The 19,309-nt window shown below is 68.0% G+C and carries 19 protein-coding genes; 5 read left to right on the forward strand and 14 right to left on the reverse strand.

Going from position 1 to position 19,309, the window contains the following annotated elements; all coding sequences use genetic code 11:
* Nucleotides 1-55: 55 nt before the first annotated feature.
* From ACTRWB_RS08115 to ACTRWB_RS08135, 5 genes are all read right to left on the reverse strand, one after another.
* Entirely contained in the window at nt 56-1,645 is a 1,590-nt protein-coding gene (locus ACTRWB_RS08115) for an ABC transporter substrate-binding protein (RefSeq protein ID WP_129515137.1), read from the reverse strand.
* A 126-nt stretch (nt 1,646-1,771) separates the two neighbouring features.
* Nucleotides 1,772-2,107, reverse strand: a complete 336-nt coding sequence (locus tag ACTRWB_RS08120; protein ID WP_446901531.1) for a sugar ABC transporter ATPase — start codon at nt 2,105-2,107, stop codon at nt 1,772-1,774.
* A gap of 246 nt (nt 2,108-2,353) precedes the next feature.
* Nucleotides 2,354-2,683 (reverse strand): hypothetical protein, encoded by a 330-nt coding sequence (locus tag ACTRWB_RS08125; RefSeq protein ID WP_446901532.1) that lies wholly within the window; start codon nt 2,681-2,683, stop codon nt 2,354-2,356.
* A 143-nt stretch (nt 2,684-2,826) separates the two neighbouring features.
* On the reverse strand, nt 2,827-3,747 hold the full coding sequence (locus tag ACTRWB_RS08130) for a bestrophin family protein (protein ID WP_446901533.1): 921 nt from the start codon (nt 3,745-3,747) through the stop codon (nt 2,827-2,829).
* Between the two features lie 12 nt (nt 3,748-3,759).
* On the reverse strand, nt 3,760-6,084 hold the full coding sequence (locus ACTRWB_RS08135; protein ID WP_412024345.1) for an FdhF/YdeP family oxidoreductase: 2,325 nt from the start codon (nt 6,082-6,084) through the stop codon (nt 3,760-3,762).
* Between the two features lie 155 nt (nt 6,085-6,239).
* Here ACTRWB_RS08135 and ACTRWB_RS08140 point away from each other — a divergent pair, with 155 nt between their 5' ends.
* Nucleotides 6,240-7,661: an aminotransferase-like domain-containing protein gene (locus ACTRWB_RS08140; RefSeq protein ID WP_419689601.1), complete on the forward strand. Its 1,422-nt coding sequence runs from the start codon at nt 6,240-6,242 to the stop codon at nt 7,659-7,661.
* Between the two features lie 31 nt (nt 7,662-7,692).
* Here the strand turns inward: ACTRWB_RS08140 and ACTRWB_RS08145 are convergent, their stop codons facing one another.
* A complete protein-coding gene (locus ACTRWB_RS08145) occupies nt 7,693-8,934 on the reverse strand; it encodes a mechanosensitive ion channel family protein (RefSeq protein WP_446901534.1) in 1,242 nt (413 codons plus the stop codon).
* 500 nt (nt 8,935-9,434) lie between these two features.
* Between ACTRWB_RS08145 and ACTRWB_RS08150 the strand changes: the two genes are divergently transcribed.
* The gene (locus ACTRWB_RS08150) at nt 9,435-11,153 is read left to right on the forward strand and encodes a SulP family inorganic anion transporter (RefSeq protein ID WP_446901535.1); all 1,719 of its coding nucleotides are present in this window, start codon (nt 9,435-9,437) and stop codon (nt 11,151-11,153) included.
* Nucleotides 11,154-11,165: 12 nt separating this feature from the next.
* On the opposite strand, the gene ACTRWB_RS08155 is transcribed toward ACTRWB_RS08150, so the two are convergent.
* The gene (locus ACTRWB_RS08155) at nt 11,166-12,041 is read right to left on the reverse strand and encodes a LysR substrate-binding domain-containing protein (protein ID WP_446901536.1); all 876 of its coding nucleotides are present in this window, start codon (nt 12,039-12,041) and stop codon (nt 11,166-11,168) included.
* A 96-nt stretch (nt 12,042-12,137) separates the two neighbouring features.
* Here ACTRWB_RS08155 and ACTRWB_RS08160 point away from each other — a divergent pair, with 96 nt between their 5' ends.
* The gene (locus ACTRWB_RS08160) at nt 12,138-12,737 is read left to right on the forward strand and encodes a LysE family translocator (protein WP_343493299.1); all 600 of its coding nucleotides are present in this window, start codon (nt 12,138-12,140) and stop codon (nt 12,735-12,737) included.
* 35 nt (nt 12,738-12,772) lie between these two features.
* Here ACTRWB_RS08160 and ACTRWB_RS08165 read toward each other — a convergent pair whose 3' ends face one another.
* The 6 genes from ACTRWB_RS08165 to ACTRWB_RS08190 all read right to left on the reverse strand — a co-directional run bounded on the left by ACTRWB_RS08165 (nt 12,773) and on the right by ACTRWB_RS08190 (nt 17,176).
* Nucleotides 12,773-14,227: a DHA2 family efflux MFS transporter permease subunit gene (locus ACTRWB_RS08165; protein ID WP_446901537.1), complete on the reverse strand. Its 1,455-nt coding sequence runs from the start codon at nt 14,225-14,227 to the stop codon at nt 12,773-12,775.
* A complete protein-coding gene (locus ACTRWB_RS08170) occupies nt 14,224-14,787 on the reverse strand; it encodes an isochorismatase family protein (protein ID WP_446901538.1) in 564 nt (187 codons plus the stop codon). Before ACTRWB_RS08170 ends, ACTRWB_RS08165 begins: the two co-directional genes overlap by 4 nt.
* Before the next feature lie 67 nt (nt 14,788-14,854).
* Complete coding sequence (locus tag ACTRWB_RS08175; RefSeq protein ID WP_193100324.1) at nt 14,855-15,310, reverse strand: MarR family winged helix-turn-helix transcriptional regulator; 456 nt, start codon at nt 15,308-15,310, stop codon at nt 14,855-14,857.
* A gap of 73 nt (nt 15,311-15,383) precedes the next feature.
* Nucleotides 15,384-15,620 (reverse strand): DUF7661 family protein, encoded by a 237-nt coding sequence (locus tag ACTRWB_RS08180; RefSeq protein ID WP_446901539.1) that lies wholly within the window; start codon nt 15,618-15,620, stop codon nt 15,384-15,386.
* Nucleotides 15,621-15,664: 44 nt separating this feature from the next.
* Complete coding sequence (locus ACTRWB_RS08185; RefSeq protein ID WP_446901540.1) at nt 15,665-16,741, reverse strand: serine hydrolase; 1,077 nt, start codon at nt 16,739-16,741, stop codon at nt 15,665-15,667.
* 156 nt (nt 16,742-16,897) lie between these two features.
* Nucleotides 16,898-17,176, reverse strand: a complete 279-nt coding sequence (locus ACTRWB_RS08190; RefSeq protein WP_446901541.1) for a hypothetical protein — start codon at nt 17,174-17,176, stop codon at nt 16,898-16,900.
* A 51-nt stretch (nt 17,177-17,227) separates the two neighbouring features.
* On the opposite strand from ACTRWB_RS08190, the gene ACTRWB_RS08195 reads away from it, so the two are divergent.
* Both ACTRWB_RS08195 and ACTRWB_RS08200 read left to right on the forward strand, forming a co-directional pair.
* On the forward strand, nt 17,228-18,103 hold the full coding sequence (locus ACTRWB_RS08195) for a LysR family transcriptional regulator (protein ID WP_446901542.1): 876 nt from the start codon (nt 17,228-17,230) through the stop codon (nt 18,101-18,103).
* Between the two features lie 75 nt (nt 18,104-18,178).
* Complete coding sequence (locus ACTRWB_RS08200; protein WP_129515119.1) at nt 18,179-18,463, forward strand: transcriptional regulator; 285 nt, start codon at nt 18,179-18,181, stop codon at nt 18,461-18,463.
* Nucleotides 18,464-18,533: 70 nt separating this feature from the next.
* Here the strand turns inward: ACTRWB_RS08200 and ACTRWB_RS08205 are convergent, their stop codons facing one another.
* Nucleotides 18,534-19,277, reverse strand: coding sequence for a transporter (locus ACTRWB_RS08205; RefSeq protein WP_419689592.1), 744 nt, complete (start codon nt 19,275-19,277; stop codon nt 18,534-18,536).
* Nucleotides 19,278-19,309 lie beyond the last annotated feature (32 nt).

Genomic DNA, 19,309 nt, shown 5'->3' on the forward strand with positions numbered 1-19,309 from the left:
TGGCCCGCGGCGATTACCCGCGCGGCGGCATGGCCGGCCGCGCGGGAGGCCGCCATTATTTCGCGAGCGTCCGGTATGACACGAGGTCGTTGATCGGCCCGATTTCCGGCCCGGTCGTGCCGGGGCGCGTCGCGACCTGCACGACCTTCTCGAACATGATGATGAACGGCGAGTTCGCGAGCACGGCCTTCTGCAGCGCCTCGTAGCGCTGCGCGCGCTTCGCGGGCGACGGCTCGACGAGCGCGGCCTCGGTGTCCTTCGTCAGTTGCGGAATGTCCCAGCTGTTGCGCCACGCGAGCATCTTGGTCGGCGACTGGTCCGAGTTGTCCGGATTCCACGCGAAGCCGCGCGCGTTGCTGTTCGGGTCCATGTAGTCGGGCGACCATTCGCCGACGAAGATGTCGTGCTGGCGTGCGCGGTACTTGCCGATCGCCTGTTTCGCATCGCCGGGGATCAGCTTCACGCGGATGCCGCCCTGCGCGAAGTTCGCCTGCAGCGCCTGCGCGATCTCGATGTACGGATAGTCGTTCGGCATGTCCATCGTCACGTCGAAGCCGTTCGGCAAACCGGCCTTCGCGAGCAGCGCCTTCGCCTTCGCGACGTCCTGCTTGTACGGCCGCGCGTTCAGCGTGCCGAGGAAGCCTTCGGGCAGGAAGGTTTCATGCACCTTGTAGGTCGTGCTGACGATGTTGCGCTGGATGCCGTCGTAGTCGACGAGCCATTTCATCGCCTGCTGCACTTCGGGCTTCGCGAGGTTCGGGTTCTTCGTGTTCAGGCTCAGGTACAGCAGCGCGGACACCGGCCACGACGCGACCTTGATCTTGCCGGCCTTCGTCAGCGCGGCGAGGCTGTCGGGGCTCAGGTTGCGCGCGGCGTCGACGTCGCCATTCTCCAGCAGCAGCCGTTGCGCGGACGCTTCGGGCACGTGGCGCAGCACGATGCGCTTCATCGGGTACGGCGTGCGGTATTTGTCGAAACGCTGCAGCACGATGCTCTCGTTCGGCGTCCACTTGGCGAGCTGGTACGGGCCCGAGCCCGCGTCGTTGGTCCGGAGCCAGCCGCTGCCGAAATCGTTGCCCTGCTGGTGCGACAGCAGCAGTTTCTTGTCGAAGACCGACGCCGGGCAGGCGCTCAGCACGTTGAGCACGAAGCTCGGCGCGTACTTGCGGTCGGTTTCGAGCACGACGGTCTGCGGGTCGATCACGCGCACCTTCTGCATCACGTTCGTCTTCGTGAGGCCGAGATCGGCGAGCACGCCGGCCGGCCCCTTGTCGAGCAGGATGGTGCGCTGCAGCGACCACGCGACGTCGTCGGCGGTCACCGGATTGCCGGAGTGGAACGTGAGGCCGGGGCGCAGCTTGAACGTGTAGGTCAGGCCGTCGGCGCTGACCGTCCACGATTGCGCGATCTGTCCGTCGAAGCGCGTCGGGTCCTTCAGGTCGACGCGCACCAGGCGTTCGTAGGTGTTCGCGACGTACTCGGACGGTACCAGTTCGTAGATCCCGCTCGGGTCGAGGGTCGTGAATTCGCCGAGCTGCGTGGCGACGACGAAGATGCCGGGCGGCGTGGCAGCCTGCGCCGGCAGCGCCGGAACAAGCGCGACGAGCGCGGCGCTGACGAACAGCCGGGACAGCAGGTGCTTCATGCGGGCTCCGTTGAAAGGGAATCGTGGGTGCGATTCTCTCATCGACGGCCACCCGGATGAAAATATTCGGCGTGCGCGCGGTGGCGCGCAGGAGCGGGCCGGGCGGGCGCCCGGCGCCGGAAGGCGTCAGATCACGCAGCGCGCGATCGCGAAACGCATCGCTTCTTCGGGCGGTTCGCTGCCCGAGCCGCGCACGACCTTGACGACCGAACCGTTGCCCGACGGCGTGAGCGTGACGAAGTACGAATTCGAGCCGATCGAGATGTCGGTCACGCCGTTGTGCTGCGACTGCTCGGACCCTGACAGACGGCTGTCGAGGCAGTTGGCGATCGCGTACGCCGGACGTTGCGACGACACGTAGATCATCGGTGTCGCGCCGGATGACGAGGCCGAGTCGGACGAGGGCGCGGAGCCGCAGGCGGCGAGCAGGGCGGCGGGAAGGAGCAGCAGGAATCGTTTCATGGTCGGTCGTCGAGTGTCTCGTATCGAGGCTGGGGCGCGGGGGAGGCGAAACGCGAAGCTTCGCGACGAAACCGCCCGGAATCGGGCCGTTTTGGCGGTCGACACGGCGGGCAGTTGACGTCGGAGTATACCCGCGGCATTTGACACGAATGTCACGCTGAAACGAATCGATACAACAAGCACCCGCTGCCGGACCACGGCAGCGGGCGTTTCAGGTGAGGGCGCTTGGGCGCTTGTTGTGGTCGCTTACTGGCCGATCTTGTTGCTGACCGAATTCTCTTGCTGGTTCAGCACGCGCTGTTCGCTCTTGGTGATGTGGCTGTGATCCTGCGCAGCCATGTCCCGCTCTTCCTGGCGGATCTTGTGGTCGTCACGGTGCAGGCGCGCGGCCTGTGCGTGCGACATCTCGCCTTCCTTCACTTCATGATGGATGCGGCGATTCTGGTTCGCGAGGCGCTGGTTGACCTCTTCGCGGCGCGGATGCGCCTGCTGCCACTGCGTGTCGGCGAACGCGGTGCCGGTCAGCACCGACATCAGGGTGGCGGCGATCGCGAGGTGGCGGGTAAGGGCTCGCATGGTGTTTTCTCCTGTCGTTGTGCGTCCGGATCGTGGGCGCTTGAGAAAAAAACGCGGAGCGTGCCCCGGCTGTTGACGTTTCCGCCTGTATCGATTGCAAGTCTTTATTACGTCTGCTGTTTGCGGCGCGGGCGGGCGCCGGCTCAGCTGAGCCGGTAGGACGGCCCGGGCGTCACTTCCGCCGGCAGCGGCTCGCGGTTCAGTTCGAGCAGCGAGCGCTCGATCTGCCGCGTGATCGCGTCGAGCGCGAGATGGTTCGGGCCGTCGCCGAACGGTTCGGCGATCGCATGCGCGATCGCGTCGAGCGCGATCAGCGTGTACGCGACGAACACGGTGACGAACGGCGTCGCCGCGCCGATCGAGTCGACGAGGCCGAACGGCAGCAGCACGCAGTACGCATAGATGGTCCGGTGCAGTAGCACGTCGTACGAGAACGGGATCGGCGTCGACGCGATGCGCTCGCAGCCGCTCACCATCGCGACGAGTTCGTCGAGGCGCGCGTCGAGCATCCATAGCCGTGTGTCGGCGAGGCGGCCCGCATCGGCGCGCGCGGCGAACGCTTCCCGCAGCCCGTGGACGATCGCGACCGGCCGGAACCGGGACGCGGCGATGCGCGCGTAGGCATCGTCGTCGAGCAGCCCGCGCAGGTCGCCGGCCGGATCGGTGCCGCGCAGTTGATGCTTCAGCGCATAGACGAATGCGACGATTGTCCGCACGAACGCGCGCCGCGCGGCGTCGTCGCGGTCGATCGCGCCGTAGCAGAGCGCCTGCGACACGAGCGTGCGCGTGGCGGTCAGCACGCCGCCCCACAGTTGCCGCGCCTCGCGGTAGCGGTCGTAGCTCGCGTTGTTGCGAAACCCCGCGAAGATGGCCAGCGTGAGCCCGATCAGCGTGAACGGCGTCGGGTTCAGCGGCACCTTCTCGCCAAGCACGCGGCCGCCGCCCCATACCGCGACGAGGCTGATCGCGAGCGTCAGCACGAGCTGCGGCAGGATGGTCGGCAGTACCGAGCCGTTCCAGACCAGCAGCATCCGCAGCCAGTGCTCGCGCGGACGAACGATCATCGTGGTGCTCCGTCAGGCGGCCATCGACGCCGGCGCGGCCGCGCGATGCAGCAGCACGGGCACCGACTTCGACGTCGGCGTGTTGCACACGTCGCCGACGCTGTCGAGCGGCACGAGCGGGTTGGTTTCCGGGTAGTACGCACCGATGCAGCCGCGCGGGATGTCGTACTCGACCAGCAGGAAGCCGTCCGCGCGCCGCTCGATGCCGTCGTGCCACACGGTTTCCATATCGACCCAGTCGCCGGCCTGCAGGCCGAGCATCGCGAGATCGTCGCGGTTGGCGAACACCACGCGGCGCTGGCCGAACACGCCGCGATAGCGGTCGTCGAGCCCGTAGACGGTCGTGTTGTACTGGTCGTGCGAGCGCGTCGTCATCAGCGTCATCAGGCGCTCGCCGTGCAGCGCGCGGGCGCGCTGGATCGGCGTGTCGGTCGGCAGCGCGTGCGCGATGAAGTTCGCCTTGGCCGTCGGCGTGAGCCATTCGCGGTCGCGCGATGCGACGCGCAGGTGGAAGCCGCCCGGCCGCGCGATGCGCGTGTTGTAGTCGTAGAAGCCGTCGAGCGTGGCCTCGATCGCGTCGCGGATCTTCGCGTAGTCGTCCTTGTACGCGAGCCAGTCGATCTTGCCGCTGCCGAACAGCGCGTGGCCCATGTGCGCGACGATCGCGGGCTCCGACATCAGGTTCGGCGACGCCGGCTTGTTCATCCCGTACGACACGTGGACCATGCTCATCGAATCCTCGACCGTCACGCCTTGCGCGACGTTGTCCTGCAGGTCGATCTCGGTGCGGCCGAGCGTCGGCAGGATCAGCGCGTCGCGGCCGTGGATCAGGTGGCTGCGGTTCAACTTCGTCGTGATGTGCACGGAGAGATCGCAGCGGCGCATGCCTTCCCACGTGCGAGGCGTGTCGGGCGTCGCCATCGCGAAGTTGCCGCCGAGGCCGATCAGCACCTTCACGTGGCCTTCGAGCATCCCCTCGATCGTCTCGACGACGTCGTAGCCGTGGTGGCGCGGCGGTTCGAAATCGAACACGTGGCCGAGCCGGTCGAGGAACGCCTGGGTCGGTTTTTCCTCGATGCCGACCGTGCGGTTGCCCTGCACGTTCGAGTGCCCGCGCACCGGGCACAGGCCCGCGCCGGGTCGGCCGATGTTGCCGCGCATCAGCATCAGGTTCGACAGCATCTGCACGGTGGCGACCGAATGCTTGTGCTGCGTGATGCCCATGCCCCACGTCGCGATCACGCGCTCGCTGCGCGCATAGAGCTGCGCGAGGCCGTCGATCTGCTCGTACGGCACGCCGCTTTCGGCCGTCAGCGCGGACCAGCTTTCGTTGCGCAGGTCGTCGGCGAACGCGTCGAAGCCGGCCGTGTGCTCGCCGATGAACGCGGTGTCGAGCACCCGCGGCGCACCGGCGGCGCGCGCGGCGTCGTCGAGTTCGAGCACGCGCTTCGCCATCCCCTTGATCAGCGCGAAATCGCCGCCGATGGTCGGCTGGATGAACGTCGATGCGATCCTGGTGCCCGACATCGTCAGCATCTCGAGCGGGCTTTGCGGATCGGCGAAACGTTCGAGGCCGCGCTCCTTCAGCGGGTTGATCGACACGATCGTCGCGCCGCGCTTCGCGCATTCGCGCAGCTCGCCCATCATCCGCGGATGGTTGGTCGCCGGGTTCTGGCCGAAGATCAGCAGCGTGTCCGCGTGCTCGAAATCGTCGAGCGTGACGGTGCCCTTGCCGACGCCGACTGAGGCCGGCAGCCCGCGGCTGGTCGCCTCGTGGCACATGTTCGAGCAGTCGGGGAAGTTGTTCGTGCCGTACAGCCGCACGAGCAGTTGATACAGGAACGCCGCTTCGTTGCTCGCGCGGCCGGACGTGTAGAACGCGGCCTGGTTCGGGTCGGGCAAAGCGCGCAGGTGGCGTGCGATCAGCTCGAACGCGTCGTCCCACGCGATCGGCACGTAGCGGTCGGTCTGCGCGTCGTACACCATCGGGTCGGTGAGCCGGCCGTGCTGTTCGAGTTCGAAGTCCGACTGTTCGAGCAATTCGGTGACCGTGTGCGCGGCGAAGAATTCGGGTGTCACGCGCTTGCTGGTCGCTTCGGCGGCCACGGCCTTCACGCCGTTTTCGCAGAATTCGAACGTCGACGCGTGCTGGCGGTCGGGCCACGCGCAGCCGGGGCAGTCGAAGCCGTCCGGCTGGTTCTGGCGCAGCAGCGTGCGGTAGTTGCCGCCCGCGACCTTTTCCTTGATCAGGTTGATCGTGACGGCTTTCAGCGCGCCCCAGCCGGCCGCCGGGTGGGTGTACGGTTCGATGCGCGCGGTGGCGGATTTCTTTTTCATGATGCAGCGGGTGTCGGGGTCGATGGCTGCAGAGTACGCGGGGCGCCCGCCGGGCTGTGTGTACACCTGTTCACTTCAAAAAAGAGTACAGTTGCGGCCATTCAGACAGTGCGGATCGCAACTGTGTTGTTGAATGGAAATTGAAAGGAAGGCGCGTGAAGCGTTACGAACAACTGGCCGACGATCTCCAGGCGCAGATCGAGCGTGGCGTGTACCGGCCCGGCGAGCGGATTCCGTCGGTGCGGCAGGCGAGCCGGCAACAGCAGCTGAGCGTCACGACCGTGCTGCGCGCATACCTCGTGCTGGAAAGCCGCGGCCTGATCGAAAGCCGGCCGCAGTCGGGTTATTTCGTGCGGGCACGCGCGTCGGCGCCGGCCGAGGCTGAGCTGCACACGTCGGCGCCGGCCGCCGAACCGTCGGCCGTGGACGTGAGCCGGCTCGTGCTGTCGACGCTGCGCTCGATCGCGCGCGACGACGCGGTACCGCTCGGCTCGCCGTATCCCGATGCATCGCAGTTTCCGGTGCAGCGCCTCGCGCGCTATGCGCAGACGATCGGGCGCCGCCGCACGCGCTGGGGCGTGATCGACGATCTGCCGCCCGGTAACCAGGAACTGATCCGCCAGATCGCGCGGCGTTATGCGGAGCGCGGGATCGCGGTCGAGCCGGGTGAGATCGTGATGACGATCGGTGCGACCGAGGCGATCAATCTGTGCCTGCAGGCCGTCGCGAAGCCGGGCGACACGATCGCCGTCGAGTCGCCGACGTTCTACGCGATGCTGCACGCGATCGAGCGGATGGGCATGCGCGCGCTGGAAGTCGCGACGCACCCGGGCGACGGCATCGATCTCGACGCGCTCGAACGGATCCTCGAGCGCGAGCGCATCGCCGCGTGCATGGTGATGCCGAATTTCCAGAATCCGCTCGGCTTCCAGATGCCCGACGCGCGCAAGCGTGCGCTCGTCGAGCTGCTGGCGAAGCACGGCGTGCCGGCGATCGAGAGCGACGTGTATCACGAGCTGCACTTCGGCGACACGACGCCGAGCGCGCTGAAATCGTTCGACCGCGACGGGCTCGTGCTGCATTGCGCGTCGTTCACGAAAAGCCTGTCGCCGCGCTACCGGATCGGCTGGGCGATGCCGGGCCGCTATCGCGACCAGGTCGAGAAGCTGAAATTCCTGAACACGCTCGCGACGCCCGCGATCGAGCAACTCGCGATCGCCGAGTACCTGAAATACGACGGCTACGATTTCCACCTGCGGCGCATGCGCAAGCAGTACGCACAGCAGGCGAGCCTGATGAGCGCGATGGTGCGGCGCTTCTTTCCGGAAGGCACGCGGTTGTCGCAGCCGCAGGGCGGGTATGTGCTGTGGGTCGAGCTGCCGCCGCAGGTCGATGCGATGAAGCTGTATACGCTTGCGCTCGCGCAGCGGATCACGGTCGGGCCCGGGCACATGTTCTCGGCGGGCACCGATTACCGGCATTTCATCCGGCTCAACTACAGCTACCCGTGGTCGCGGCAGATCGAGGACGCGCTGAAGGTGCTGGGGCGGCTCGCGTCGGAGTGCGCGGCGCGCTGAGCGCCGTGCCGGGCGGCCGCCATCGCTTGCATCAACCGGCGCGCGGTGCCTGCAGCGCGGTTTGCGCGGCGCTGGCCATCTGCCGCATGTCGAAGCCCGACGGATGCTGGTACACGCGCAGGCCGAACTCCGGCAGCACCGCGATCAGGTGGTCGAACAGGTCGGCCTGAATGGTTTCGTAGTCGACCCACGACGTCGTATCGGTGAAGCAGTACAGTTCGAGCGGAATGCCTTCGGCCGTGAGCGGCAACTGCCGCGCCATGCAGGTCATGTCGCGGCGGATGCGCGGATGGCCCTTCAGGTAGTTCGCGACATACGCGCGGAACGTGCCGAGATTCGTCAACTGGCGGCGGTTCGCCGGGCAGTCGCCGGCCGCGCCGAGCGAGCCGTTCCATTGCTCGATCGCGTCGACCTTGTCCTCGAGATAGTCCTTCAGCAGCGTCAGGCGTTCGAGCCGTTCGATCTCGTCGTCGGCGAGAAAGCGCACGCTCGTCGCGTCGACGAACAGCGCGCGCTTGATGCGGCGGCCGCCCGCTTCGGTCATCCCGCGCCAGTTCTGGTAGCTCTCGGTGATCAGTTTCCAGGTCGGCACCGTGATGATCGTGTGGTCGAAGTTCGCGACCTTGACGGTGTTCAGCGTGATGTCGATGACCGTGCCGTCCGCGCCGGCCGACGGCATCGTGATCCAGTCGCCGATCCGCAGCATGTCGTTCGACGACAACTGCACGCCTGCGACGAGGCCGAGCAGCGTGTCCTTGAAGATCAGCATCAGCACCGCGGACATCGCGCCGATGCCGGACAGCAGCAGGCCGATCTGCTTGCCGGTCGCATCGCCGATCACGACGAGCGCGGCCGTGATGAACATCACGAGCTTGACGAGCTGCATCGCGCCTTTCAGCGACAGGCGCGGCTGATCGCGCTGATGCGTGCGGTGCGTATGTTCGAGCGCGGACAGTGTTGCGCTGATGGTCATCGTCACGAGGAACACGATCAGCGCGAACAGTACCTTGTCGGCGGCCTGCGCGGCGTGGTCCGGAATGCCGGGCACCGCGCCGAGCCCGAGCTTGATCACGACGAACGGGACGATGCGGTTCAGCCACTTGAACGCGCCGAACTCGAACAGCGCGTCGTCGACGCGCGTGGCGGACAGCCGCGCGAGCCGCGCCACCACGCGAAACAGCAGGAAATGGACGGCCGCGGTGATCGCGCCGGCGGCGGCGAGCAGGACGAGGATGCCGACGAGCGGCGCAAACGAAGCTTCATTCAGAGTCATGGGGCAAACGGGGCGGACAGGGCCTGCTGGTGCGTTGAATCGGCGCCGCGATGCGGCGCGCGCCCCGCGAAGGGCACATGAAAGGGACCGTGATTGTGCCATCGGGTTCCGGACGCGTGCCGTGAATGTGTGTCGCGCGGCTCCCGAATATCCTCACCATTACGCAGGTCTCCTCTGTAATCCGGTGAAGGCGAATGGCGAACCCGGTTCACCGCAAGCTGATGCGTACGCCTGTCGCCGGATGCATTTCGTTTAGTCCCGCGATCGGCTCGAAGCCGCTACGGCGGGCCTTCGCGGGTGAAGGCGCCCGGCCTGCGATTCATGCCATCATGCCGGCATCGCAAGCGTTTCCAGTGTGTCGCTCGTGGTCGTTTGCGGCCAATCCGGCGACGGTGAGCGACACGCAACGTTTTCGTGCACTTGCCATGCGATGCCTGCTCGGGGCACGATGCGCGAACGACTTCGCGAACCCCGTCACTTCGTATCCACGCATTTCACGCATGCAAGATTCCAACGAAAGCCGTCCGTCAGGTGTGCGGCTGCTGAAAGGCATCCTCCCGATCCGCCGCGCGGCGGCCATCCGCGACATCTTCGCGGGCATGTCGCTCGCGTCGATGGATATCCCGCAGGTGCTCGGCTACGCGCGCATCGCCGGCATGCCGGCCGTCACGGGCCTCTATACGGTGTTCCTGCCGCTCGTCGCGTTCGCGTGCTTCGGTGCGTCGCGCCATCTCGTGGTCGCCGCCGATTCCGCGACCGCGACGATCTTCGCGAGCCGGCTTTCGTCGATGGCGCCGGCCGGCAGCGCCGACTATGTCGCGCTGGCCGGCATGGTCGCGCTGCTGACCGCCGCGATGCTGCTGCTCGCGCGCATCTTCAAGCTCGGCTTTCTCGCCGATTTCCTGTCGCGCACGGTGCTGGTCGGTTTTCTCGCCGGTGTCGGCGTGCAGGTGTCGATCGCGATGCTCGGCGACATGTTCGGCTTAGCCGTGCCGTACCCGGCCTCGCGCAGCCTTGCACAGCTCGACTATGTCGTCACGCATCTGGTCCACGCGAACGGGCCGACATTCGCGCTCGCGGCTGCCGTCGTCGTCGCGATTCTCGCGTGCAAGCGGTTCCTGCCGCGCGTGCCGATGCCGATGATCGCGGTCGCGGGCAGCATCGCCGCGAGCTACGCGTTCGGATTCGCCGCGCACGGCATCGCGGTGCTCGGGCCGGTCGCGGGCGGGTTGCCGCCGCTGCGCTGGCCGTCCGTCACGTGGCAGCAGTTCCTCGATCTCGTGCCGGTTGCCGCGTCGTGCTTCGTGATGATCATCGCGCAGAGCGCGGCCGCCGCGCGCGTGTTCGCTCAGCAGTACGGCGAGGACGTCGACACCAACGCCGACATCCTCGGCCTCGCGGCTGCGAATGCGGCCGCGGCGGTCGGCGGCGCGTTCGTCGTCAACGGCAGCCCGACGCAGACGGCGATGGCCGACGGCGCGGGCGTGCGCAGCCAGATCGGGCACCTTGCGTTTGCCGCCGTCGTGGTTGTCGTGCTGCTGTTCCTCAGCACGTATTTGCAGTATCTGCCGCACGCCGTGCTGGCCGGCATCGTGTTCACGATCGCACTCGGGCTGATCAACGTGCGCAGCCTCGCGGCGATCCGCAAGGAAAGCCCCGGCGAATTCACGCTCGCGCTGGTGACGGCCGCGGCCGTCGTGACGGTCGGCGTCGAGCACGGCATCCTGCTGGCGATCGCGCTGTCGCTGATGCGGCACGTGCGCCACAGCTACCAGCCGCACACGATGGTGCTCGAACCCGTCGCGGGCAACGGACGGTGGCAGCCGGTGCCCGCACGGCCCGGCTCGATGACGGCGCCGGGGCTGATCGTCTACCGGTTCGGCTCCGACCTGTTCTTCGCGAACGACCATCTGTTCGCCGGCGAAGTGACCGAACTCGTCGATGCTGCGCCGGTGCCGCCACGCTGGTTCATCGTCGACGCGGGCGCGATTACCGACCTCGATTATTCCGCCGCGCGGACCTTGACCGATCTCGTCAAGACGCTGCACGCGCGCGGAATCGGCGTGCTGTTCGGCCGTGTGAACCGCTACCTGCGCGCGGACATGGACCGTCACCGGATCACGGAGATCGTCGGCGCGCCGTGCATCTTCCCGACGCTGCATCAGGCGCTGGAGGCGGCGGGCATGACGCCGGCGCCGCAGGAGCCGGGCACCGTGTAACGCGAGCCGGCCCTAGGCGGCTGTGCGCAAGCGCGCGAAGCCGTTGCGCAGGTGGCGGGCCAGTTCCGTCGCGGCCGGCGTGCGCTGGCCGCGCGGCAGATGAAGGTTGATCGCGAAGTTCGGCAGCGCGGGCAGGCCGCAACCGGCCGGCAGGATGTCGAGGTCGGCCGGCACGGTGGACGCGAGCCAGACGGTCACCGCGAGATCGGCGCGCACGGTCGCGGCCGTCGCGTCGATGCTGCCGTTTTCGAACAGGGTGCGCCATGCGCGATCGCAGTCGCGCAGTGCGTCGAGCACCGTCGGGCGGAACGCGCAGGTCTGCGCGACCATCGACACGGGCAGCGGCGTGTTCCGGTGCGCGGTGCCGCCTTTCGCGCCGACCCAGACCAGACGGTCGACGGCGATGCACTCGCCGCGCGACGACCCGACCGGCGCCTCGATCAATGCGACATCGAGATCGCCTTGCGCGAGCCCCCGGCGCAGTTCCGGCGACGCCGCGCACACGAGCGTGAGCGCGACCTGCGGATGCGCCTGCGCATACGCTTTCAGGATCGGCGCGAGACAGGTGCCGACGAGATCCTGCGGTGCGCCGAGACGAACGGCGCCTTCGACCGCGCCGGCCGTCAGGTCGGTCAGCAGCGCATCGTGCACGGCGAGCAGCCGGCGCGCCTGCTCGAGCAGACGCTCGCCGGCCGCCGTGAGCAGCAGGTTGCGATGCTCGCGGACGAACAGCGGGCCGGACAGCGTTTCGAGCCGCGCGACCTGCTGGCTGATCGCGCCTTGCGTCAGGTGCAGCGCATGGCTGGCCGCCGTCATGCTGCGATGATCGGCGACCGTGACGAATGCGCGCAGCAGCGCGATGTCGAGATTGCGTGCCATGCATCGCATTATGAATGCTAATGGCAGGCATAAAAAGCTTTCGCTGTCGTGATGTGAGGATCGCGGGTAAAAACGGAGCTTCGACGACGACAAACGGGAGCCTCCGTGCCGCTTCGCGACTACCTGCCGCTGATGCTGTTCGTGATCGTGTCCACCGTGACGCCGGGCGGCGCCACGACGCTCGCAACCGCATCGGGTGCTCATTTCGGCTATCGGCGTTCGCTGCCGCTGATGACGGGCATCGCGGCCGGCCTGGCGTCGATGGCGGCCGCCGCCGCGGCCGGGCTCGGCGGCGTGCTGCTTGCGCTGCCCGCGTTGCAACTCGCGATGAAGGCGGCCGGTTCGGTGTATCTCGTGTGGCTGGCCGTGCGCATCGGGCGCGGCGGCAAGCCCCGGCTCGATGCCGCCGTGCACCGGCCGCAAGGGTTTGTCAGCGGCGTCTGGATGCTCTGGCACAACCCGAAGGGCTGGGCGATGACGCTCGGCGCGGCGGCGTCGTTCGCCGCGCTCGCGTCCGGCCCGGCGCGGCTCGGCCTGTTGCTCGGGCTGGCGTTCGGCGTGGCCGCGATGGCGTCGCTGTCGCTGTGGTGTTTCGCCGGGCTGCTGCTCGCGCGCGTGTTGCGCACCGAGCGGCAGTGGCGCTGCCTGAATGCCGGGCTCGGCGTGCTGCTCGTGGTGTCGATCGTGCCGATGTGGCTGCGGTAGCGGTGCTGCGCGCGCCGGCGGCGCCGCGTCCAGGTTCAGCGCGAACCGCTGCGTGCGGCGCCGGCAGGTTGCCCGCCCGCGCCGGCCGACCACAACGGCAGCCACAGCGTCGTGACGACGCTCGCCGCATGCAGCGCGCAAAGCAGGCCGAACGCCCATGCGTACGCGCTGGCCTGCGTGCCGCCGATCGATGCCGATTCGGCCTGCAGCCGCCACGCGAGGAACAGTGTGCATAGCGTCGTGAACGCCGGTCCGCCGAGGCGCTGCACGATATTGAGCGAGGTGGTCGCCATCGGCAGGTTGCGGCGCTCGACCGACGCGTACGCGGCGGTGATCGACGGCGCGCCGATCGCGCTCTGGCCCATGCCGCGCAGAAACAGTGCCGGCACGAGCACGTAGGGATCGTGGCCGGCCAGCGCGAGGAACACGAACGGCAGTGTCGCGAACAGCGCGAGCAGCGCGCCGGCGGCGGCCAGCCGGCGCACGCCGAACCGGCTCGTCAGCGTGCCCATCGACGGATAGGTGACGAGCATGCCGAGCCCGAGCGGCGCGAGCAGCCAGCCCATCTCGCCCGGCGAGCGTCCGCACGCCTGGATCAGGAACACGGGGATCAGCATCTGGCCCGCGTACATCGCGCCGTTCGACAGGAACTGGGTGCCGGCCGCCGCGCCGAAGACACGAGCGCGAAACAGCTTGAGATCGATCAGCGCATGCTCGCCCTTGTATTGCTCGAAGCGCAGGAACGCGGCGAGCAGCAGCACCGAACACGCGATCGCGGCGACACCGATCGCCGAGCCGATCCGCTCGGCGCCGTACAGGAACAGCACGAGGCCCGGCGACAGCAACGCGAGGCCGACCCAGTCGAGTTCGCGCCGTTGCGCATCGTCCCGGCCAGCGGGCAGGAACCGCACGGCCAGCGCGAGCGCCAGCACGCCGACGGGTAGGTTCACGAGAAACAGCCAGCGCCACGATGCGTGCTGCAGGATCGCGCCGGCGACGACGGGGCCGAGGATCGGTGCGAGCAGCACGGGCACCGCCGCGTAGCCGATCACGCGCGCCATCTGCTGGCCGGCGACGCGCGCGATCATCATCTGCGCCATCGGCGCGAGCAGCCCGCCGCTGACGCCTTGCAGCACGCGAAATGCGATCAGCGACGGCGCGGACCACGCGAGCCCGCACAGCGCCGACGTGAGCGTGAATGCCGAGAAGCACCACAGGTACAGCGCCTTCGCGCCGATGCGGTCGACCAGCCAACCGTTCAGCGGCAGCACCAGCGTCAGCGCGAGCAGGTAGCCGCTCGTCACCCACTGGATCGTCGACAGGCTCGTGTGCAGGTCGGTCGCGAGGCTCGACAGCGATACGTTGACGATCGTCGCGTCGAGCTGCGCCAGCAGCGAGCCGAGCATCGCGACCGCGCTGACTTTCCAGATCGACGGATCGAGCCGGCGGGCCGCGCGGCCCGCCGGCGACCGCGCGCGTTCGTCGCTCACGCGCCGCGCTGGTCGAGCAGCGCGAGGATGTCCTGCGTCGAGCCCGTTTCGCCGAGACGCGGGAAGATGCGCTCGACGCTGTTCACGTGCGCATCCGCGTTGAGGTCGGTCATCGCGTCGATGGCGAGCGTCACGTTGTAGCCGAGTTCGAACGCGTACCGGGCGGTCGATTCGACGCCGATGCTGGTCGCGACGCCGGTCAGCACGATCTGCGTGACGCCGGCCGCCTTCAGGTGCGCGTCGAGATCCGTGCCGGTAAACGCGCCCCAGGTCTTTTTCGTCACGACGTGGTCGCCCGGCTGCCGGTTCAGTTCCGGCACGAGTTCGGTCCAGTCGGCGGGGAGTGCGTCCACGCGCATCTGCTGCTGCGTGCGGCCCGGTGCGCCGCCGGCGACGTTGACGAGCACGACCGGCAGCCCGCGGCTGCGGAAGGCGTCGAGCAGTTCGCGGGCATGTGCGACCACCGGCGCGACCGGATGGGCGGTGGGGAGGGCGACGATGCCTTTCTGCAGGTCGATGACGACGAGTGCCGTATTCGTGTCGAGACGGGTTGCGCTCATGATGGGACTCCGTGGAATGGACGAAGGGAGGCGGGCGCGCGCATGCCGCGGCGCGCGTCCGCCGGAATCACTGGTCGCCGATCCGCCTGATCAGCGGGATCGCGGCGGCAAGCGTGAGGATTTCTTCCGGATTGAGCTTTTCGATCGCGGCACCGAGCCACCGGTGCTTCGCGATGTGGCGCTTGCGCCGCGCGTCGAGGCCGACCGCGGTCAGCTGGAACAGGATCTGGCGGCCGTCGGTCGGGTGCGGCTCACGTTCGACGAGACCTTCCTCTTCGAGGCTCGCGAGGATCGCCTTCATCGACTGCGGCTTCATGGCCTCGGCGCGCGCGAGGTCGGCGGTCGTCATCGGCCCCTGCTGTTCGAGCCGGGCGAGCGCGCTGCTCTGGGACATGCCGAATCCTTCGGATTCGACCTCGGAGCGGAGGCGGCGGATCAACTGGCCGACCGCGAGGGTCAGGTCGGCGGCGACGAGGTCGGCGGAAACGCCGGGTTTGCGTGGCGGGTTCATGCGGCGGATCATAGAACACGACAGTTAAACTTGCAAGTTTAACTGTCGAATTAATCGCCAGGTCGCGGGGCCCCTCGGCGCGCGGTTATGTGCGGCGCGGCAGGGCGACCGGCACGACTTCGCTGTATCTCGGGGTGGCGTCCTCGTGCAGCAGGTCGCCGAGGTATTGCGCGAGTTCGTCCGCGGCGAGTGCGGACGGAACATGCAGGTCGGCCGGGCGCCGCTTGCCTTCAGTGCCGAGATCGAACACGGCCCAGCGGCCGTTCGCGCGCACGACGGCGAGCAGTCGTCCGAATGCGTTGAAGCGGTATTCGTCCTGCATGGCATGGCTCCCGTAGGGTGAATGCGCCGGCCGCCTGCGTGTGCTTACTGGATCGAGCAGGTCAGCCAGCGATGGATTTTGAGGGCATCGCTCGAGACGCCGGCACGCGTCGGCGCGCCGAGCAGCACGACCGTTTCGCGGCGCCCCTTCACGCGCATGCGCATCACGACGCCATGCCCCGATTCGTTGATGAAGCCGGTCTTCTGCAGCCGGATCGGCAGGCGGCGGTAGCGCACGAGCGGGTCGGAATTCACGTAGACCAGTTCGCCGTCGCCGGGGCGCACAGTGGTCGACGTATCCGTCGAGAAATAGCGGATCAGCGGATCCTGCGCGGCCGCGCCGACGAGCCGCGCGAGATCCTCGGCCGTCGACACGTTGTGCGGCGACAGGCCGGTCGGCTCCCGGAAGTGCGTGTGGCGCATGCCGAGCCGGCGCGCTTCGCGGTTCATCGCCTTGACGAACGCGGCGCGCCCGCCCGGATAGTCGCGGCTCAGCGCGGCGGCCGCGCGGTTTTCCGACGACATCAGCGCGATATGGAACATGTCGCGGCGCGACAGTTCCGAGCCGACCTGCAGTCGCGACCCGGTGAACTTGATCGTGTCGCGATCGTGCGCGGTGACGCGCAACACGCCGTTCAGCGGACGATCGGCGTCGCGCGCGACGACGGCCGTCATCAGCTTCGAGATCGATGCGATCGGCCGCACGGTGCGCGCGTTGCGGGCCAGCAGCGGCGTGCCGGAGTCGACGTCGAGCACGTAGGCCGCGCGTGAATGCAGCGCCCCGACCGCGCGCGGGTTGTAGCCGCAACTGGCGAGCAGGCGCGGTTTCGCGGCCGCCGGGCGCGGGCGTACGGCGCTCGTGCGCTTCGCGCGGCGGTGCTGAGGGGCCGGCGCCGCATGACGCTTGATGGCTTGATGCTTCGCGCGCGGGCGGTGGTGCTTGACGGCCTTGTTCTTGCGATGAGGTTTCTTCTTGACGGCCTTCGCATGCGCATGGGGCTGGACGTGCGTGGTGCGATGCGGCTGCGCGGATGCGTTCGCGGCGAACGCGAGCAGCAGGAACGAGAGGGCGAGGATCAGGGTGGTCCGGGCGCGAGGCAAGCGCGCGATGAGGCCGGTCAAGCGAAAGTCTCCTTTTCACGCGCGATGCGGCTGCGCGGAATGCATGGGCGGTCAGTGGGTGCGGGAAATTATAAGGTCGATTGCGTGGCGATGACGATTGGAGTGGACACAATGACGCATGATCCGGGCGGATGCGGGGCGGTTTCGTGGGGTCGATCAACGCGGCCAGTTCCGCCGCGACACGACCGCGAAACTGATCGCGATCGAACCCGTCATCGCGCGCGGCGGCGTGTCCTCGAGCGCATCGCCGAAGCGAAAGCGGCGGCTGCGTCCGTCGGTGCGTTCGGCGCGTCGCTTCGGTGCGCGCGTATCGGCCTCGACGAGGCCTTCATTCGCGACCGCGGCATCGCACGCGGTGTCGGCCACGCATTCGGGCACATGATCCAGGGACATGACGGTTAATTCCGGGAAGGGCATGTCCGTATTGAACGCCATCGCATTCGATCGGTAAAATGAATATTTCGATCGTTACGATTCCTTTGAAGAATGGAACTGAAACTGCTGCGAACGTTCCTGACGGTCACCGAGCTGTGCCATTTCAGCCGCGCGGCCGATGCGCTGCACATGAGCCAGCCGGCATTGAGCAAGCAGATCGGCGCGCTCGAGGCGAGCCTTGGCGGCAAGCTGTTCGAGCGCGGGCGGCACGGCGCGGAGCTGACGCCATTCGGCGAACGCTTCCTGCCCGACGCGCAGGCGCTCGTGCGCGACGCCGACGAGATCCTCGCGCGAGCGCGAGAGGCGACCAGCGGGCAGCGCGGGCATCTGCGGCTCGGCATCTGCTTGTCCGTGCTGACGCTCGTGCCCAAGCTCGTCGCGGAATTCCGGCGCCGCAATCCGGGCATCGCCGTCACGCTGAGCGACCTGTCGTCGTCCGAGCAGACGCGTCGGCTGCGCGCCGGCAAGCTCGACGCCGGTTTCCTGCGCCTGCCGTCCGACGAAGGGCTGTCGTCGTTCAAGGTGATCGACGAAGGGCTCGCGCTCGCGGTGCCGCCGCACCTCGGCTTCAAGCGCGTGCCGGCCGACCTCGACGTGCTCAACGAGATCGGCTTCATCGCGCTGCAGCGTGCGCGCGGCCCGGGGCTGGCCGCACAGATCGACCGATGGTGCGTCGAGCGCCGCTTCGTGCCGCACGTGACGCAGCAGGCGGAGGATGTGCAGTCGGTGCTGACGTCGGTCGCGGCCGGCGTCGGCGTCGCGTTCATCCCGTCGCGCGCGCAGTACCTGCTGCGCGACGCGACGGTGTTGCCGCTCGACGGCCGGGACGCGAAGTGGCGTGTGGGGCTCGCGTGGCTGTCGGGCCGCGAGGATCCCGTCACGACGCATTTCGTGTCGTTCATGCGTGCCGCGATCAAGGGCGCGTGACGGGCGAAGCGATATAGTGTCCGCGACCGGCGCTGATTGTCCGAACGAATATCCTGTCCGCTACAGACCGAACCGATGACTTCAGAATCCGACGAATCCCCACTCGATCCCGCACTCGTTGCAACGCTTGCGACGCTGAACGAGGCCGCGAGCGATCCAGCCGGCAAAACGTGGTCACTGCCGAAGATCGCGAAACGCACGCAACTGCCGATGAGCACGCTGCGCCGCGTGCTGACGCAGCTCGACGGCGCCGGCCTCACCGCGACGACGCTGAACGAGGACGGCACCGGCAGCGCCGCGCTGACCGACGAAGGGCGCGCCGTGTGCGCGCAACTGTTCGGCGCGAACGACACCCGCTGAATGAAAAAACGGGCCGCTGACGCGGCCCGTCGTGTGGCGGTTCGACGCGTGCGTCGCGCGATGCCGGGTATTACCAGCGCGCGGTCACGCCGCCCATCACCGAATGACGATAGGTCTGGTCGTTCAGCCCGTGCCGGTAGCCGACGTCGAGATCGAGCCAGCGCGTCGGCGAATAGATCACACCGGCCAGCACGAACGCCGGATTCGCGCCGGCGGTGCTTTCCGTGTTGCGCGACAGGCCGACATCGGCCACAAGCTGCAGCCGGTCGGTCGCCTTGTAGATCGCCGCGCCCGATACCGCCCAGATCGACGTGAGGTCGCCCTGGCGATTCGGCTGGTAGGTCAAGCCGGCATTCGCGAGCAACGAAAAGCGCCCGACGTCGGCCTGCGCGAGCAGCGTCGCGCCGGTGCCGGCGCGGCCCGTGCCGAGCCCGCGCTCGTCGTTGCCGGTCGGGATCGTCACCTTCGGTTTCAGCGCGAGCGACAGCGGCCCGCGTTCGACGAAGCGCCATTTCATGCCGATCTCGACATCGCCGATGCCTGCGCCGTTTTCGTCGGTCCGCGTTTGCAGATGCGTGTAAGGCGCGTTGACGTAGAGGTCCACGTGTTCGCCGAACCCGCGCGTGAGCGTCGCGTTCCACAACTGGTGGCGGCCGTTTTCTTCCTGTTTCGAGGTTTCCTCGCCGTTGAACTCGAATTGCCAGTTCGCGTTGCCCTGCGTGCCCGTATCGTCGCTGACGAGCGGATGAGCAGGAAAGGCGTCGAGCGGCGCGAGGAGGGCGCTCGCGGTTGCGAGCGGAAGGAATCTTTTCATCGCATTACCTGTAAAGCGTCGTGAGCGGCCGG

Source organism: Burkholderia sp. YIM B11467, from assembly GCF_052952715.1.